This is a genomic window from Pseudomonas sp. MS646, assembly GCF_036693845.1.
Lineage (GTDB): Bacteria > Pseudomonadota > Gammaproteobacteria > Pseudomonadales > Pseudomonadaceae > Aquipseudomonas > Aquipseudomonas chlororaphis_E.
In genome coordinates, this window is the sequence record NZ_CP144763.1 from 5,007,952 (window position 1) to 5,025,683 (window position 17,732).

16 protein-coding genes are annotated in these 17,732 nt (G+C 62.5%); 6 read left to right on the top strand and 10 right to left on the bottom strand.

What is annotated here, in order from left to right:
- The first annotated feature begins 39 nt into the window (after positions 1-39).
- Positions 40-783: a carboxy-S-adenosyl-L-methionine synthase CmoA gene (gene cmoA / locus V3H56_RS22000; RefSeq protein WP_047736775.1), complete on the top strand. Its 744-nt coding sequence runs from the start codon at positions 40-42 to the stop codon at positions 781-783.
- Positions 780-1,736 (top strand): tRNA 5-methoxyuridine(34)/uridine 5-oxyacetic acid(34) synthase CmoB, encoded by a 957-nt coding sequence (gene cmoB, locus V3H56_RS22005; RefSeq protein ID WP_047736777.1) that lies wholly within the window; start codon positions 780-782, stop codon positions 1,734-1,736. The genes cmoA and cmoB overlap by 4 nt, the downstream gene beginning before the upstream one ends.
- 198 nt (positions 1,737-1,934) lie before the next feature.
- On the opposite strand, the gene tadA is transcribed toward cmoB, so the two are convergent.
- The 5 genes from tadA to V3H56_RS22030 all read right to left on the bottom strand — a co-directional run bounded on the left by tadA (position 1,935) and on the right by V3H56_RS22030 (position 5,411).
- The gene (gene tadA, locus V3H56_RS22010; RefSeq protein WP_047736779.1) at positions 1,935-2,432 is read right to left on the bottom strand and encodes a tRNA adenosine(34) deaminase TadA; all 498 of its coding nucleotides are present in this window, start codon (positions 2,430-2,432) and stop codon (positions 1,935-1,937) included.
- Positions 2,432-3,808 (bottom strand): multicopper oxidase family protein, encoded by a 1,377-nt coding sequence (locus tag V3H56_RS22015; RefSeq protein ID WP_047739483.1) that lies wholly within the window; start codon positions 3,806-3,808, stop codon positions 2,432-2,434. Before V3H56_RS22015 ends, tadA begins: the two co-directional genes overlap by 1 nt.
- A gap of 152 nt (positions 3,809-3,960) precedes the next feature.
- Positions 3,961-4,485 carry a DNA-binding protein gene (locus V3H56_RS22020; RefSeq protein WP_042731063.1) on the bottom strand — a complete coding sequence of 175 codons (525 nt, stop codon included), beginning with the start codon at positions 4,483-4,485 and terminating at the stop codon, positions 3,961-3,963.
- A gap of 4 nt (positions 4,486-4,489) precedes the next feature.
- Positions 4,490-4,765, bottom strand: coding sequence for a hypothetical protein (locus tag V3H56_RS22025; RefSeq protein ID WP_080964311.1), 276 nt, complete (start codon positions 4,763-4,765; stop codon positions 4,490-4,492).
- Between the two features lie 238 nt (positions 4,766-5,003).
- The gene (locus V3H56_RS22030; protein ID WP_047736781.1) at positions 5,004-5,411 is read right to left on the bottom strand and encodes a DUF6632 domain-containing protein; all 408 of its coding nucleotides are present in this window, start codon (positions 5,409-5,411) and stop codon (positions 5,004-5,006) included.
- 303 nt (positions 5,412-5,714) lie between these two features.
- Here V3H56_RS22030 and V3H56_RS22035 point away from each other — a divergent pair, with 303 nt between their 5' ends.
- On the top strand, positions 5,715-7,661 hold the full coding sequence (locus V3H56_RS22035) for an EAL domain-containing protein (protein WP_212802991.1): 1,947 nt from the start codon (positions 5,715-5,717) through the stop codon (positions 7,659-7,661).
- A gap of 100 nt (positions 7,662-7,761) precedes the next feature.
- Here the strand turns inward: V3H56_RS22035 and guaA are convergent, their stop codons facing one another.
- The 4 genes from guaA to V3H56_RS22055 all read right to left on the bottom strand — a co-directional run bounded on the left by guaA (position 7,762) and on the right by V3H56_RS22055 (position 12,569).
- On the bottom strand, positions 7,762-9,339 hold the full coding sequence (gene guaA / locus V3H56_RS22040) for a glutamine-hydrolyzing GMP synthase (protein ID WP_042731058.1): 1,578 nt from the start codon (positions 9,337-9,339) through the stop codon (positions 7,762-7,764).
- A 79-nt stretch (positions 9,340-9,418) separates the two neighbouring features.
- On the bottom strand, positions 9,419-10,888 hold the full coding sequence (gene guaB / locus V3H56_RS22045; RefSeq protein WP_042731057.1) for an IMP dehydrogenase: 1,470 nt from the start codon (positions 10,886-10,888) through the stop codon (positions 9,419-9,421).
- Between the two features lie 295 nt (positions 10,889-11,183).
- Positions 11,184-11,732: a hypothetical protein gene (locus tag V3H56_RS22050; RefSeq protein WP_042731056.1), complete on the bottom strand. Its 549-nt coding sequence runs from the start codon at positions 11,730-11,732 to the stop codon at positions 11,184-11,186.
- A 69-nt stretch (positions 11,733-11,801) separates the two neighbouring features.
- Complete coding sequence (locus V3H56_RS22055; RefSeq protein WP_047736785.1) at positions 11,802-12,569, bottom strand: sulfite exporter TauE/SafE family protein; 768 nt, start codon at positions 12,567-12,569, stop codon at positions 11,802-11,804.
- Between the two features lie 220 nt (positions 12,570-12,789).
- Here V3H56_RS22055 and xseA point away from each other — a divergent pair, with 220 nt between their 5' ends.
- The 3 genes from xseA to leuA all read left to right on the top strand — a co-directional run bounded on the left by xseA (position 12,790) and on the right by leuA (position 17,151).
- A complete protein-coding gene (gene xseA / locus V3H56_RS22060) occupies positions 12,790-14,169 on the top strand; it encodes an exodeoxyribonuclease VII large subunit (RefSeq protein ID WP_042731054.1) in 1,380 nt (459 codons plus the stop codon).
- 3 nt (positions 14,170-14,172) lie between these two features.
- Positions 14,173-15,006 (top strand): peptidoglycan DD-metalloendopeptidase family protein, encoded by an 834-nt coding sequence (locus V3H56_RS22065; RefSeq protein ID WP_047736787.1) that lies wholly within the window; start codon positions 14,173-14,175, stop codon positions 15,004-15,006.
- Between the two features lie 465 nt (positions 15,007-15,471).
- Positions 15,472-17,151, top strand: a complete 1,680-nt coding sequence (gene leuA / locus V3H56_RS22070) for a 2-isopropylmalate synthase (RefSeq protein WP_042727983.1) — start codon at positions 15,472-15,474, stop codon at positions 17,149-17,151.
- Between the two features lie 137 nt (positions 17,152-17,288).
- Here the strand turns inward: leuA and V3H56_RS22075 are convergent, their stop codons facing one another.
- On the bottom strand, positions 17,289-17,702 hold the full coding sequence (locus tag V3H56_RS22075) for a hypothetical protein (RefSeq protein ID WP_042727984.1): 414 nt from the start codon (positions 17,700-17,702) through the stop codon (positions 17,289-17,291).
- Between the last annotated feature and the right edge of the window lie 30 nt (positions 17,703-17,732).

Sequence of the window (17,732 nt, forward strand, 5' to 3'; positions counted from 1 at the left end):
AATGCCGGCCTTTTCACCCTCCATTCCCCTGGAACCCCCGTGAGCAAAGAGCCCGATCGCCTATTCGCCCAACCCTTGGCCCAAGTGCCTGACTTCGCCTTCAACGAGGACGTGGTGCGGGTGTTTCCGGACATGATCAAGCGTTCGGTGCCGGGTTACCCGACCATTGTCGAAAACCTCGGTGTGCTCGCCGCGCAGTTCGCCCAACCGGGCAGCGTGCTCTACGACCTGGGTTCGTCCCTGGGCGCGGTGACCCAGGCGCTGCGCCGTCATGTGCGCACCGACGGCTGCCGGGTGATTGCCGTGGACAACTCGGCGGCCATGGTCGAGCGCTGCCGTGAATACCTGAACGGCCAGGACTCGATGTTCCAGGAGTTGCTCCCGGTGGAGGTGATCGAAGGCGACATCCTCGCCCTGGACTTCCAGCCGGCCTCGGTGGTGGCGCTGAACTTCACCCTGCAATTCATCGCCCCGCAAGAGCGCACCGCTTTATTGGGGCGCATCCGTCAGTCGCTGCTGCCCGGTGGCGCGCTGATCCTGTCGGAAAAACTGCGTTTCAACGATGTCCAGGAGCACGCGCTGCTCACCGACCTGCACGTGGCGTTCAAGCGCGCCAACGGCTACAGCGAACTGGAAATCGCCCAGAAACGCAGCGCCATCGAAAACGTCATGAAGCCCGACAGCCTCGAAGAACACCGCGAGCGCCTGCTGGCGGCCGGGTTCTCGAAAGTCGTGCCGTGGTTCCAATGCCTTAACTTCGCCTCGTTGATTGCCCTGCCATGATTGACCTGTCCCCCCTCGCCCGCCATCTGGCCGGCACCCCCTTGGCCGCCTGGGCCGCGATGCTGCAGACGCAACTCGACCGCAAAATGGAAAAGGGCCACGGCGACCTGGAACGCTGGCAAAGCGCCCTCGATGCCTTGCCCGTCCTGCAGCCAAGCAAAATCGACTTGCTCAACGGCCTGACGCTGGACACCGATTGCAGTGACGAAACCCGCGCGCAGATGCGTACGGCACTGATGGGCCTGTCGCCGTGGCGCAAAGGCCCGTTCGACCTGTTTGGCGTGCACGTGGACACCGAATGGCGCTCGGACTGGAAGTGGTCGCGGGTCGCGCCGCACCTTGACCTCAAGGGTAAGCGCATCCTCGACGTGGGCTGCGGCAATGGCTATTACATGTGGCGGATGCTCGGGGCCGGGGCCGACACCGTGATCGGCGTCGATCCCAACTGGCTGTTCTTCTGCCAGTTCCAGGCGGTGCAGCGCTACCTGTCGCAGCCCAATGCCTGGCACCTGCCGTTCCCGTTCGAAGACCTGCCGCCAGACCTCGAAGGGTTCGATACGGTGTTTTCCATGGGTGTGTTCTATCACCGCCGCTCGCCGATCGAACACTTGCTGGCCCTCAAGGACTGCCTGGTCAAGGGCGGTGAACTGGTGCTCGAAACCCTGGTGATCGAAGGCGACGAACATCAGGTGCTGGTGCCCGAGGACCGCTACGCGCAGATGCGTAACGTGTGGTTCCTGCCCTCGGTGCCGGCCCTGGAACGCTGGCTGCGGCGTGCCGGGTTCAGCGACGTGCGCTGCGTGGACGTGAGCCTGACGAGCGTCGAGGAACAGCGCAGCACCGAGTGGATGAAGTACCAGTCATTGAGTGACTTCCTCGATCCTGCGGACCACGGCAAAACCATCGAAGGCCTGCCGGCGCCGATGCGGGCGGTAATTGTGGCGCGTAAATAGATAGATTGTCCCCTTATGTGAGCCAGTCCATGTTCACTTTAGGGCTGCCAATCATTGTGGCGAGGGAGCTTGCTCCCGCTCGGCTGCACAGCAGCCGTAAAATCCGCCAACTGGTTTTTCCTGAGGCACTGTGTTGAATGGTTTGGGGCCGCTGCGCAGCCCAGCGGGAGCAAGCTCCCTCGCCACAGGGCTATGTATTCAACCTTGCGATTTGACCCTGCGCGCCTTGAAGAACTCGCTCAACACCGTGCTGCATTCCTCCGCGAGCACCCCACCCTCGAACATCACCCGATGGTTCAAGAAGCCCTGGCTGAAAAACTGCCCCTGACTCTGGACGATGCCGGCCTTGGGTTCCAGGGCGCCGTAGACGACCCGGGCGATGCGCGAGTGGACGATGAGGCCGGCGCACATGCTGCACGGCTCCAGCGTGACGTAGAGGGTGCTGCCCGGCAGGCGATAGTTGCTCACGGCCTGGGCCGCGGCACGAATGGCGACCATTTCCGCGTGGGCACTGGGGTCGTGGCCGCTGATCGGGCAGTTGAAGCCGCGCCCGATGATCTCGCCGTCCTGCACCAGCACCGCGCCCACCGGCACTTCGCCCAGGGCCGCGCCTTGGGCGGCGAGGGCCAGGGCTTCGCGCATGAAATCCTGGTCACGGCTGCGGTCGATGATCCGCGCGGGACGAATCTGGCGCATCACGCCACCTCGATGGCGGCCATCAGGCCGGTTTCCATGTGGTCGATCACATGGCAGTGGAACATCCATACCCCCGGGTTATCCGCCACCAGCGCCACCTGGGCCCGCTCGTTCTTGCCCAGCAGGTAGGTGTCGGTGAAGTACGGGACAACCTTGTGCCGGTTGGACGCGATCACCTTGAAGCTCATGCCGTGCAAGTGGATCGGATGCTGGTACTGGGTCATGTTCTTCAGTTCGAAAATATAGCTCTGGCCTTTTTTCAGCGTGGCAATCGGCCGGTCGGCGCAGGTCTTGTCGGTGATGTCCCAGGCCTTGCCGTTGATCTGCCACAGGCTCGGCGGCTTGCCGTTGTCCACATTGACCGACACCGAACCGACCCATTCGAAATTGAAGTTGAGTTTCTCGGCATTGGCCAGGTCCGGCTCGGCGACCGGGTTGGCGGGCAGCGCGGGTGGCCACTGGGTGGGCGCATCGTTGTTGGCCACCGAGCGCAAGGTGCCCAGGCGCACCGGGCCGTTGCGCAACGACAGTTCCTCCCCGGCCGGCGGCGCCTTGATCGCCAGGCAGATGCGCATGCCCGGCCCCAGCCAGTATTCCTTGCCCAGCGGACGCGGCTCGACGGGATTGCCGTCCAGTGCGTAGATCTGTGCTTCGGCCCCCGGAATATTGATCCGGTAGGTCAGGGTATTGTCCAGGTTGAGCAAGCGCACCCGAGTGATCTGCCCGGCCGGCAGGTCGATGACCGCCTGCGACACGCCATTGATGGTCGACAGCCGCCCCGCCGTCCCGCCACGGGCCGCTTCGCGGGGCACGCTGAAGGCCACGAACTCGCCCTGCTCGTCCACGTGCCAACTCTTGAGGCTCAGGGTCTGTTCGTACTTGAAGCCGGTGGGCTCGCGCTCTTCGACGATCAACGGCCCCACGAGGCCGCGACCGAGCTCCTCGCTGCTGTTGACGTGAGGGTGATACCAATAGCTGCCGGCGTCCGGCACACGGAATTTGTAATCGAAGTACTCGCCCGGCAGCACCGGCAACTGCGAGACATACGGCACGCCATCCATCTCCAGCGGCAAGCGGATGCCGTGCCAGTGGATGGTGGTGGCGACCGGCAGGTGGTTGATGAACCGCACCCGCAGCCATTCACCCTGGCGTACCCGCAGCTCGGTGCCCGGCGCCGACGGGCCGAAGGCCCAGGCCTGGGTCTTGTGCCCGGCCACCAGTTCCACGTCCAGGGGCGCGGCGATCAATTCATAGTCGTGCCCAGCCTGGGCATCCGCCCGCTTGCCCAACCAATACCGCGATGCGCCTCCCGCGCCAACGCCCACGACAACAAGACCGGCCAGGCCACCGAGAATTTGGCGACGGGTAAACGACATGAAGGCAACCACCTATTGAATCCGCGCGAACCGGTAGGCCCGCAAAAGGCGAATACGATACACCCGCAATTGAGAAAGATTAAGTGAAGGATTGTCGCGCAGGCCCGCCAGAGGCGACGAGAGGGCCTGGGGGTGCCCCTCACCCCAGGTTATCAGCCAACCAAAGCCTCCCAGTCCTCGAAAATCATTCCTGGTAAGCGTCGGCCTTCCTTCGCAACGTTGACCTGCAAGGCTGCCAGGGCAACATCCAACACATTTTTGGTAAGCGAATAACTGCCCTTGCTCTGCAGCCAGCTCAGCACGTCCGCCAAGTGCCAGATAGACGCACTGCCCTCGTGTACGGGCGTCGGGAAGCTGCTCGGGTGGGCCAACATCAACTTGCGCATGTTCTGCCGAGACACGCCGACGATCTCGGCCACATCGGTGAGCCCGACCAGATCAGGAGCAACCTCGATCAGCCGGGCCGCTGGTACCGCACGGCGTACGTCGCCCAAAGCGCTGAGCACGGCCTTAATCGCGTCAGGGGCATCGCGCGTGAATTCGAGAGCCAACCGTCCCGGCTGTCCTATGCCTACCAAGGCATCGTCGCAACCGGACGCACCCAGCCGCTCCAACAGTTCATCCGAGGTACGGTCGTCGTCAGCAAGCTGATATTTCAGGGTAAAGGTATATTCCACTGTCTTACTCCTCAGCATCGTCATCAGCCTCGCAACGACTGCGATGGGTCGTGCAATTGTCTACAACGCGTTGTAGCGCTCGCGCATGATTGCCAGGGTTTCTCGGCGAGCTCCATATCGATGTGATGCAGAACTCACCGCAACGGCACGCTTCGTCGTTATACGGACAATAAGCGCGTCCCCAGGCATGACTGCCGCCGACCTCTATGCGCCACCCCCACGCTTCGGCATGCCTCAGCGCGTCTTCAACCTCTTTTTTCGGATGCGAGGGACGAATCATCAAGGCTCACCAGTATTCGCATGGCCTGCCTGGTTGTCAAATGACAACCTTATCCTTCCTTGGAGGATAGGCATTCCCGGCGCAACGCTGAGGGCCGAATCGTAGCGAAAGGTGACAGTGCCGGACGGCTTCTGCGTCGAGGGCCAAAACAGCGCAAGGGAAAAACGGCAAGGGCATCAAAACAAAAGCCCTGCAGAGATTATCCACAGGGCTTTTCAGATGCTCCGCGACGCAAGGATCACCCCGCCAACAACCGCGCCTTCTCCCCACGGGGTGTGAAGAACGCCAGCGCCGCCGCGACGACGAACAGCGCGGGCACGTCGCCGAGCAGATGGCCGTAATGGCTCATGCCGTCCATGCCGACGCCAAAGGACTGCACGGCCATGATCGCGCCATGCACGATGCTCGACCACACCGTAAACCAGATCAGGCTCAAGTGCCTCATCGGATCACGCGAAGCCCTGAGCAGGAACACACCTAGCGTGGCATAGAGGCCCACGATCATCAGCGGATAGTCGGAATAGCCGCTGTGCCACGTCCAACCGGACGGCCACAGGATCATCAGCGGCCAGATCGCAAACACGGAGATCAGGCCCACCCCGATCAAAACCATGCGCAAGGCGGCGAGTTTTTGGGTGTCGTTCATGGCGCTCTCCTTATTGCGGCGCAGCGGGCGCCGAAACGGGACGCGGTTGAGTATAGAAGGCCCCTTGGTTTGTAGTGCGTCGCTGAAACAAAAAAGCCGCGTGAATGCAGGTTCACACGGCTTTTTATTTGCCGTTTATCGGCTACGGAACGAAATCAAAGTGCCATCACTCATAGAGACTGAAGAAACCCGAGGATCAGCCGACACGATCCTATAAGAGCAGTGTTTAGCCCTGCTTGGCCCAGGCTGGAAAGGATAACCCGTTCGGTTATTCATCTGGTTGTATTCTCAGAGCGTCGCCTGATGAAAAAAACCCTGCTCGGCATGCGAGCGTTGATGTCCGTTCCCAAGGACAATCCCGGTCTGGTCAAGGCGCAATACATCGCGCTGTCTCGCCAGTTGCCCATGATGTATTTCATCCTGCTGACCAATACCCTGATGCTGGCGGGCACCCACTTTGCGGTCGCGCCGCGCTGGCTGGTGGTGTATTGCCCGTTGATCATGAGTTTGTTCGGCGTGATTCGTGCGGTGGAATGGATACGCACACGCAAGCAGACGCGCAGCCCGGCGCAGATGCTCACGGAGCTCAAGCGCACCAACATGCTCGCACCCTTTGTCGCCGTGGCGTTCACTGCCTGGTCACTGGCGCTGTTTCCCTACGGCACGAGCTATACCCAGGCGCATGTCGCCTTTTACATGGCGATCACCGTCATCGGCTGCATTTTTTGCATGATGCACCTGCTGCCAGCAGCCCTGGCCACCACAGCCGTGGTCAACACCGCCTTCGTGGTGTTCTTCGCCTCCACCAATATCATTACCTTCATTGCCACTGCGATTGACGTCCTGCTGGTGTCCATCGCCATGCTGATCATTCTCAAGGCACAGTACGCCGACTTCACCCGACTGGTGAACATGCAGGCGCATACGGCAAAACTCAGCGAGGAAAACCTTCAACTGGCCAATCAGGACAGCCTGACCGGCCTGGCCAATCGGCGGCAGTTCTTTTCCCGCCTCGATACGCTGCTGTCCCGCGCCAGCGAGCAGGCGATTCGCCTGCCCGTGGGGCTGATCGATCTGGATGGTTTCAAGCCGGTCAACGATCTGTATGGCCATAGCATTGGCGACAAGCTGCTCTATCAGGTGGGTCAGCGCCTGACCGGGCTGCTCGATGAAGATGTACACCTGGCCCGGCTGGGGGGTGACGAGTTCGGCCTGATCATCACTCGGGCCATGAGCGACGACCAATTGAGGGCGTTTGGCGAGAAAATCTGCGCCAGCATGCGCGAGCCGTTTCTGCTGGTGGACATCCCTATTCAGATCAGCGCGTCACTGGGCATCGCCACCTTCCCGGATCAGGCATCCAGCGCCACCCAAGTGTATGAATACGCCGACTATGCCTTGTATCAGAGCAAGCGCCACCGCCCCGGCACGGTCTGCCTGTTCAGCGCGGCTCATCGCCAGCAGCTCAATCGCGAAGGGCTGACCGAACAGGCCCTGCGCAGGGCCGATCTGGAGGGTGAGTTTAACGTGGTATTCCAGCCCATCATGGATATTCGCAGTGAGCAAACCGCCGCGTTCGAGGCACTGGCACGCTGGGAAAGCCCAGAGTTGGGTAACGTGCCGCCCAGTGAGTTCATCCCGATTGCCGAGCGCGTCGGCATGGTCAATCGCCTCACGGTGCCGTTGCTGAGCAAGGCGCTGGACGCGGCCGCAAGCTGGCCCGCGGGGATGCGCCTGTCATTCAACCTGTCCGCCCACGACTGTGGTTCGGAGGAGGCCGCCCAGCAGATCGTCGAGCTGATCAAGAGCAGCCGGTTCGACCCGGCCTGTCTCGATTTGGAAATCACCGAAACCGCGGCCATCCAGGATCTACCGCAGACCCAGCGAGCGATCGGCCGTTTTCGCGAACTGGGCTGCGGCATCTCCCTCGACGATTTCGGCACCGGCTATTCCAGCCTGAGCCAGATCCACGCGCTGTCGCTGACCAAACTGAAGGTGGACCGCACCTTCGTCACCAACATCCACCTCGACCCGGCCAGCTTCAAGATCGTCAAGTCGCTGATCGCCATGTGCCAGGACATGCAGCTGGAATGCATCGTCGAAGGCGTGGAAACCGCCGCAGAACTCGACGTACTGAAAAACCTCGGCTGCGCCTGGGCCCAGGGCTACCTATTCTCCAAACCCATGCGCGCCAGCGACATCAGCGCCTGGCTTGAAGGCGAAAAAATGACCAAGGTGCAAGTGGTTTAATCCGCCGCCAGGGCAAGGCGCAATTAGTCGAAAGCCCGCAATTACGCGGGCTTTCGGTGTGTTTCCTACCACTTGATGCCGGGCAGTGCCGGACGCGGGATCATTCCCACTCAATCGTCGCCGGCGGCTTGCTCGACACGTCATAGGTGACGCGGGAGATGCCGTCGATTTCGTTGATGATGCGTCCGGACACGGTTTCCAGCAGCTCGTACGGCAGGTGTGCCCAGCGAGCGGTCATGAAGTCGATGGTTTCCACGGCGCGCAAGGCCACGACCCAGGCGTAGCGACGGCCATCGCCGACCACGCCCACCGATTTCACCGGCTGGAACACCACGAAGGCCTGGCTGACCTTGTGGTACCAGTCGGCCTTGCGCAGTTCTTCGATGAAGATGTGGTCGGCGCGGCGCAGCAGGTCGGCGTATTCCTTCTTCACTTCACCAAGGATCCGCACGCCCAGGCCCGGGCCCGGGAATGGGTGGCGGTAGACCATGTCGTAAGGCAGGCCCAGTTCCAGGCCGAGGCGACGGACCTCGTCCTTGAACAACTCGCGCAGCGGCTCGACCAGCTTGAGGTTCATTTCTTCCGGCAGGCCACCGACGTTGTGGTGGGACTTGATCACGTGGGCCTTGCCGCTCTTGGCGCCGGCCGACTCGATCACGTCGGGGTAGATGGTGCCCTGGGCCAGGTACTTGATGTTGTCCAACTTGCAGGATTCGGCGTCGAACACGTCGATGAAGGTGCGACCGATGATCTTGCGCTTCTTCTCCGGATCGGACTCACCGGCCAGGTTGGTCAGGAACTGTTCTTCGGCATTGGCGCGGATCACCTTGACTCCCATGTTCTCGGCGAACATGGCCATCACTTGCTCGCCTTCGTGCAGGCGCAGCAGGCCGTTGTCGACGAAGACGCAGGTCAGTTGATCACCGATGGCCTTGTGCAGCAGCGCCGCGACCACCGAGGAGTCCACGCCGCCGGACAGGCCCAGCAGCACGTTGTCGGTACCGACCTGGGCACGCACCTGGGCAATGGCGTCTTCGGCGATCTTCGACGGCGTCCACAGGGCTTCGCACTCGCAGATGTCGAGGATGAAGCGCGACAGGATACGACCGCCCTGCTTGGTGTGGGTCACTTCCGGGTGGAACTGCACGCCGTAGTAGCGGCGTTCGTCGCTGAACATGCCGGCAATCGGGCAGCTCGGCGTGCTGGCCAGGATGTGGAAGTCTTCCGGCATCCGGGTGACCTTGTCACCGTGGCTCATCCACACGTCCAGGCCGAACAGGCCGTCGGCGTCGACATGGTCTTCGATACCGTCGAGCAGGCGGCTCTTGCCGACCACATCGACGCGGGCATAACCGAACTCACGCAGGTCGGAACCTTCGACCTTGCCGCCGAGTTGCTCGGCCATGGTCTGCATGCCGTAGCAGATGCCGAAGACCGGCACGCCCAGGTCAAACACCGCCTGCGGGCAGCGCGGGCTGTTGGCTTCGTGCACGGACTCGGGACCGCCGGCGAGGATGACGCCTTTGGGAGCGAACTCGCGAATCGCTTCGTCATCCATGTCGAACGGGTGCAATTCGCAGTACACGCCGATTTCACGCACGCGGCGGGCAATCAGCTGGGTGTACTGGGAACCGAAGTCGAGGATCAGGATGCGGTGAGCGTGAATGTCGAGGGCCATGACTCATTCTCATGTAGTGAATCAGAAACAACTCGGGGCTGAATGAACAGCCCCGGTGATTAACGTTTTGCTGGAAGCCTCAACCTACGCGGTAGTTCGGCGCTTCCTTGGTGATCTGCACGTCGTGGACATGGGACTCGGCCATGCCGGCGCCGGTGATGCGCACGAACTCCGGCCGGGTACGCATCTCTTCGATGTTGGCGCTGCCGGTGTAGCCCATGGAAGACCGCAGGCCGCCCATCAGTTGATGGATGATGGCGCTCAGGGTGCCCTTGTACGGCACACGACCTTCGATGCCTTCCGGTACCAACTTCTCGGCACCCGCGGAGGAGTCCTGGAAGTAACGGTCCGAAGAGCCCTGGGCCTGGGACATGGCGCCCAGCGAACCCATGCCGCGGTAGGCCTTGTAGCTACGACCCTGGAACAGTTCGATCTCGCCTGGCGCTTCTTCGGTACCGGCGAACATCGAACCCATCATCACACAGTAGGCACCGGCGACGATGGCCTTGGACAGGTCACCGGAGAAACGGATACCGCCGTCGGCGATCAACGGCACGCCCGTGCCTTCGAGGGCGGCGGCGACGTTGGCGATGGCGCTGATCTGCGGCACGCCGACACCGGCAACGATACGGGTGGTGCAGATCGAGCCTGGGCCGATACCGACCTTGACCGCGTCGGCGCCAGCGTCGGCCAGGGCCTTGGCGGCTTCGCCGGTGGCGATGTTGCCACCGATCACCTGCACGTCAGGGAAGTTCTGCTTGACCCAGCGAACGCGGTCGATCACGCCTTTGGAATGGCCGTGGGCGGTGTCGACGACAACGACGTCGACGCCGGCATTGACCAGGGCGGCGACACGGTCACCGGTGTCCTTGCCGGTGCCGACTGCCGCGCCTACGCGCAGACGACCCTGGTCGTCCTTGCTGGCCAGCGGGTAGGCCTTGGCTTTTTCGATGTCGTTGACAGTCATCATGCCCTTGAGGGCGAACTTGTCGTCGACGATCAGCACGCGCTCGATGCGGTGTTTGTGCAGCAACTCGCGAACTTCGTCCTTGCTGGTGCCTTCCTTGACCGTGACCAGGCGCTCTTTAGGCGTCATCACTTGGCGGACGGTGGCATCCAGGCGGTTCTCGAAACGCACGTCGCGGGACGTGACGATGCCGACCAGGTCGCCATCGTGCAGCACCGGAACGCCGGAGATGTTGTGCATGCGGGTCAGTTCGAACAGATCACGAACCGTGGCATCGGCCTCGATGGTGATCGGGTCCTTGACCACGCCAGCCTCGAACCGCTTGACCTTGCGCACTTCGGCGGCCTGCTGTTCGATGGTCATGTTCTTGTGGATGATCCCGATACCGCCTTCCTGGGCCATGGCAATGGCCAGACGGGCTTCGGTCACGGTGTCCATGGCAGCGGAAACCAGGGGGATATTCAGTTCGATGCCACGGGTGAGACGGGTTTTGAGACTGACTTCGTTAGGCAGCACCTCGGAATAACCAGGCACTAGGAGAATGTCGTCGAAGGTCAGGGCTTCTTGGCTGATACGCAGCATCGCGGGGGCTCCCGAGCGGGAAAATGGAAGCGCGCCATTATACTCATGCACCCCGCCTGGCTCAATGTAAAACTCTGTCTATTATTGCCGGGGTGATTGATGGGTGAAAACACACTGCTCCCGGCTGTACTCCGAACCGCGTGGCGAGGGGATTTATCCCCGCTGGACTGCATAGCAGTCCCAAAAACAGTCGGCTCAATATGCCTGATGTACCGCATGGCCTGGGTTTAGGGCCGCTTCGCGCCCCAGCGGGGATGAATCCCCTCGCCACAAAAGCAATCTCCAGTGCCCCTCTCTACAACTCCACCTTCACCCAACTCACCGGCTGATCCAGCCAATCGGCGAATTCGTCGAGGAAGTCCTGCTTGAACCCCGCCTCCAGCCAGTTGTTGAAGATGAACCCCAGGTTGGAGAAACCGCAAGGCTGCAGGAACAGGAAGCCGTTGATGTCATCTTCATGGCCACATTCAGGGCAGGTGAAGTTGTCGGTGCGGGCGGGCATCCAGTCTTCCAGACTTTCGAACAGCGCCTCGCCGATCTCCTGGCGGCATTCGGCACAGCCGGCTTCTTCGAGAAAGCCCTTGGCCGGCGTGTAGATGCAGCGCTTGGTGATGATTTCCAACCCGTTGACCGCTTCCCCGAACGGCAAGGCATCGGGGTGCAACACCACGTTGCTCGCGCCAGGTGCAATGGCATGGGCCATGCGATTGCCGGTGCGCCCGCAGGTGGTCAGTTGTTCCTCGACGATGTTCTTGCGCACCAGCCAGCGCACGATCGCCCTGGCCCGGGGTTCGTGGACTGGCAAGGTGGAGATTTTCGGAACGATGATGCTTTGGGAGTTCATGACGAGGCCTGGGGTTTCTCTGGCGGGAGCAATTAAAAGGCCGGCAGCTTAATCCCTGGTCAAGCCAGGTCAAGCACTCAGGTAACGCCCGATCAAGGCAATGCCGCTGGCGAGCACCAGCCAGGTCACCAGGCGCACGAACGCTTCACGCGACATCCTCATGGTCAGGCGACGCCCCACCCACAGTCCCAGCGCCATGGCCGGCAACAAACACAGCGCCAGTACCAGCAAGGGTAGCTCGGCATACACGCCCGCGACAGCGAACAGGCTCAGGCGCACCACGGTGCTGCAACTGATCAAGGCACTCTGGGTCGCCCGGGCCGGCTCCTTGGGCAAGCGGCTGTTCAGGTAGATGGCATACAGAAAGCCGCCGCTGCCGAACAACGCCCCGAACATCCCGCCCACTATGCCCATCGGCACCGACCACAGCGCCGACAACTGAGTCGGCCGGGCCTTGATCAACAGGCTGTAGATCGCATAGCCGCTGATGAACACGCCCATCAACAACAGCAGCACGTCGGACTTGAGGTTAAGCAGGAACATCACCCCCAGGCTGCAGCCCACCGCCATGCACGGCAGCAACCGCAGCAGCTCGGGCCGCGACACGTCCCGTCGCGAGGGCAACAGGTTGCCGAAGGCCGCGACAAAATCCAGCAACACCAGCAACGGTACGATTTTTGACAAGGGCATGAACAGCAACAGGATCGGCGCCGCCACCAGCGCCGTGCCGAACCCGGCGATGCCGAAGACGATGTAGGCCAGGCCGATGGCCAGGCCGATGATCAACCATTCGACGGGGGCGAATGCCCATTGCCCCAACCACGACAGAGGATCCATTGCACAACTTCCTTGATGGCGAAGAGGCGACTTTAGCCAAGTGCCGGGCGGCATATCCAGTATTTGTAGAGACCGCCCTACCGCTTTCGCGGGCGAGCCCGCTCCCACAGTTGATCTTCAGTACGACATAGATCGCCTGTGGGAGCGAGCTTGCTCGCGATGCAGGCAACCCGGTCTAATTGTCTGCACACCATCGGCGAATCCCCTTATCATGCCGCCCATGATTAAAGATCCCTTTGCCCGCCTGGGCCTGGACCGCGAGGTCCTGACTGTCAGCCAGCTCAACGGCCGTGCGCGGGTGTTGCTCGAAGACGTGTTCAGCAACATCTGGGTCGAGGGCGAAATCTCCAACCTCGCCCGTCCGGCCTCCGGCCATGTGTACTTCACCCTCAAGGACAGTGGCGCCCAGGTGCGCTGCGCGCTGTTCCGGCAGAACGCCGCCCGGGTTCGCCAGGCCTTGAAAGACGGGTTGGCGGTGAAGGTGCGCGGCAAGGTCTCGCTGTTCGAGGGGCGTGGCGATTATCAACTGATTCTCGACACCGTCGAGCCGGCCGGCGATGGCGCCCTGCGCCTGGCCTTCGATGCCCTGAAGGAAAAGCTCAGCGCCGAAGGCCTGTTCAGCGCCGAGCGCAAGGTGCCGCTCCCGGCCCATCCACAACGCATCGGCATCATCAGTTCGCCCACTGGCGCCGTGATCCGCGACATCATCAGCGTCTTCCGCCGCCGTGCGCCGCAGATTTCCCTGACGCTGATCCCCACCGCCGTGCAGGGCCGCGAAGCCACCGCGCAGATCGTCCGCGCCCTGAAGCTGGCGGACGCCCGGGGGTTCGATGCCCTGATCCTGGCCCGGGGTGGCGGTTCACTGGAAGACTTGTGGTGTTTCAACGAAGAAGCCGTAGCCCGGGCCGTGGACGCCTGCGTGACACCGATCGTCAGCGCCGTCGGCCATGAAACCGACGTGTCCATCAGCGATTTCGTCGCCGACGTACGCGCCCCGACGCCCTCCGCCGCCGCCGAACTGCTGGCGCCGGATGCCGGCGACCTGGTGCGCCGGGTCGAAAGCCTGCATCGCCGGCTGGTGATGCGCATGCGCGACCGCCTGATGCGCGATCAACTGCGCCTCGAAGGCCTCACCCGGCGCCTGCGCCACCCCGGCGAACGCCTGCGTCAGCAAGCCCAGCGCCTGGACGACCTGGACATGCGCCTGCGCCGCGCCTTCGAACGCAGCCTCAATACTCGCCGTGAACGGCTCATCCGTCTGGAAACCCGCCTGGCCGGACAACATCCAGGCCGGCACCTGGCCTTGCTGCGCCATCGCCTGGACAGCCTTGCCGAACGCCTGCCGCGGGCCATGCGCGAGGGCCTGAAAGCGCGACGCGTGCAGTTGCACAACCAGATGCAGACGCTGCACATCGTCAGCCCCCTGGCGACCCTTGGCCGGGGCTACAGCATCCTGCTCGACGAACGCGGCCATGCGATCCGCAGCGCCGGGCAAACCCACACCGGCCAGCGCCTGAGCGCCAGGCTCGGCGAAGGCGAACTGCTGGTGCGGGTCGAAGACAACCACCTGACACCGGTCACCCTTTCTCTACTGGATTGACTCATGCCGCGACTTTCCCTCTCCGCCCTGGCACCGCTGCTGTTGCTGTGCCTGGCCGCCCAGGCCCACGCCGACAGCTACATCACCCGCCTGTTGAACAAACCGGTGCCCGGCGGCGTGGCCGTGGTGGACCTGGGCAGCGCAGCCCAGGCACCGAAAGCCAGCTATCAGGGCAAGCCGGTGCTGGTGGTCAAGGAACAGAACAACTGGCTGGCGATTGTCGGCATCCCGTTGACCGTCCAACCCGGCACCCAGCAGATCAGCAGCGGCGGGACCACCCAACCGTTCGTGGTCGGCTACAAGAAATACCCCGAACAGCACATCACCCTGGCGAACAAACGCCAGGTCAACCCGAACCCGGCGGACCTCAAGCGCATCGACGCCGAACTGGCCGTGCAATTGAAGGCCTACCGCAGCTTCAGCCCGAACATCCCCAGCAACCTGCTGCTGGACAAACCCGTCAACGGCCCGCTGTCGAGCAAGTTCGGCGTGCGCCGCTTCTTCAACGGCGAAGAACGCAACCCCCACGCGGGCCTCGACTTCGCCGTGCCCGCCGGCACGCCCATCAAGACCCCGGCCGCCGGCAAGGTGATCCTCACCGGCAACTACTTCTTCAATGGCAACACCGTGTTCGTCGACCACGGACAAGGCTTCATCAGCATGTTCTGCCACATGTCGAAGATCGACGTGAAGGTCGGCCAGCAACTGGCACGGGGCACGGTGGTGGGCAAGGTCGGCTCCACGGGCCGGGCGACCGGGCCGCACATGCACTGGAACATCAGCCTGAACGATGCACGGGTGGATCCGGCCATTTTTATCGGGGCGTTTCAGCCCTGAAATGTGCTGAGGCTCCTGGCCTCTTCGCGAGCAAGCCCGCTCCCACATAGGGATCTCCTGCGAACACAACATTTGCAACCCACAGAGATCCCCTGTGGGAGCGAGCTTGCTCGCGGTGACGCCTCCCATCACCACCCTCCCGCAAATTGCCAAGCTCAAAACATCGACGCAATTCCTGATATCCATACCTGACACATGCGCGATTAAATCTCGCAAACCCGCCAAAAATCAGAACTTCTCTCAATTTTTTCCGACTGCTTGCGATCCTCCCCTCACACGGTTAGGGTTGAGGGCATGAAAACCTCTCACACCCTCATCCAGCTTCGCCAGCACCGCAGCCTGTGCCTCGTCAGCGCACGACTGCCGGGCTGAATCGCGGCACCTCGTCCAGGCTATGAAGCCACCCCCGTTCGAACCACCGGCAGGCCGCCTTTTTCCGGCCACGACAACAAAAGGATTCCCCCGATGAGCATGCTCAAAGACCCGTCTTCCAAGTACCGCGCCTTCCCGACCATCAACCTGCCGGATCGCACCTGGCCGTCGAAGACCATCACCGCCGCGCCGATCTGGTGCAGCTCCGACCTGCGTGACGGCAACCAGTCGCTGATCGAGCCGATGGACGCCGCGAAGAAGCTGCGCTTCTGGAAAACCCTGGTCGCCGTCGGCGTGAAGGAAATCGAAGCGTCGTTCCCGGCCGCTTCGCAGACCGACTTCGACTTCGTGCGCACCCTCATCGAAGAAGGCCACATCCCGGACGACACCACCATCCAGGTGCTGACCCAGGCTCGCGAAGACCTTATTGCGCGGACCTTCGAATCCCTGCGCGGGGCGAAGAAAGCCATCGTCCACCTGTATAACGCCACCTGCCCGTCGTTCCGCCGCATCGTGTTCAACCAGGACAAGGAAGGCGTGAAGGAAATCGCGGTGAACGCCGCCAAGCTGTTCGTCAAATACGCCGCGCAGCAACCCGAAACCCAGTGGCAGTTCGAGTACTCGCCGGAAACCTTCAGCGCCACCGAGCTGGAGTTCGCCAAGGAAGTCTGCGACGCGGTGATCGAGGTCTGGAACCCGACGCCCGAGCGCAAGGTGATCCTCAACCTGCCGGCCACCGTGGAAGTCGCCACCCCGAACATCTACGCCGACCAGATCGAATGGTTCGGCCGCCACATCAACCGCCGTGACAGCGTGATCATCAGCCTGCACACCCACAACGACCGTGGCACCGGCGTAGCCGCCACCGAGCTGGGCCTGATGGCCGGCGCCGACCGTGTCGAAGGCTGCCTGTTCGGCAACGGCGAGCGTACCGGCAACGTCGATCTGGTGACCGTGGCACTGAACCTCTACACCCAAGGCATCGACCCTGAGCTGGACTTCTCCGACATCGACGGCGTGCGCAAGGTGGTCGAGGAATGCAACCAGATTCCGGTGCACCCGCGTCACCCGTATGTGGGCGACCTGGTCCACACCGCGTTCTCCGGTTCGCACCAGGACGCCATCCGCAAGGGCTTCGCCCAGCAGAAACCGGACACCCTGTGGGAAGTGCCGTACCTGCCGATCGACCCGGCCGACATCGGTCGCAGCTACGAGGCGGTGATTCGCGTGAACAGTCAATCCGGCAAGGGCGGCATCGCCTACCTGCTGGAACAGGAATACGGCATCAGCCTGCCACGGCGCATGCAGATCGAGTTCAGCCAGGTGGTCCAGCGCGAAACCGATCGCCTCGGCCTGGAGATGACCGCCCAGCAGATCCACGCCCTGCTCCACAGCGAGTACCTGCAAGCCAACACCCCGTATGCGCTGGTCAGCCATCGCCTGCAGGAAGAGAACGGCAACAGCGCGGTGGAAGTCGAAGTGGCCAGCAAGGGCCAGGGCGAGACCAACCTGCATTGGCGCGGCAAGGGCAACGGCGCCCTGGAAGCCCTGGTGGCCGGCCTGCCGGTGCCGGTGGAAATCATGGACTACAACGAACACGCCATCGGCGCCGGGACCAACGCCAAGGCTGCGGCCTACATCGAGCTGCGGGTCAACGGTGAACGCGCGGTGCACGGTGTGGGCATCGATGAAAACATCACCACCGCCAGCTTCAAGGCCCTGTTCAGCGCGCTGAACCGCTCGCTGAGCCAGATAGAAGCCAAAGCGGCCTGATCCTCCGCTGAATACAAAAAGCCCCGGGGTGTGAACCCCGGGGCTTTTTTGTGGGCTGGCATTAACGGACGTTCTGCGTTCGGCTCTTGTAGGAGCGCGCTTGCTCGCGAAGACGGCGGCGGCTCAGCCCCCCAATGTCAAGCATGGGTGTCGACAGGGCCGGCCATCGCCTGCAGCAACGATGCCCGCAAGGTTTGCAAGGCAGCCTGGGTGCCCATGATCTGGGTCTGGATGGCCATCGCCTGCTGGGTCTTCTGTTCGGCGCTGGCCTGGCTCTTCTGCACTCGCGCCAGCTCAGCTTGCTGCTGGGCCAGGAGCTTCTCGGCCTGCTCGATTTGCTTCTTCAACTGCTCGACGACATCGATACCGCCGCTGGAAGGCGCACCGGCCACGTTGGCGCCGCTGGTATCGACTTTCAGTGTTTTCCCCTTCTCATCGCCAGCTTCGGTCGCTGTCGTGGTAGTCGCCGTTTCTTCGCCAGCGCCCTTGATCCGAACGGTGGGGGCCGAAAGCGGATAAGGGTTTACGGTAGTTGCGCTGATAGTGGTCATGGGTACGCCTCCTTGGATGACTTTCTATCG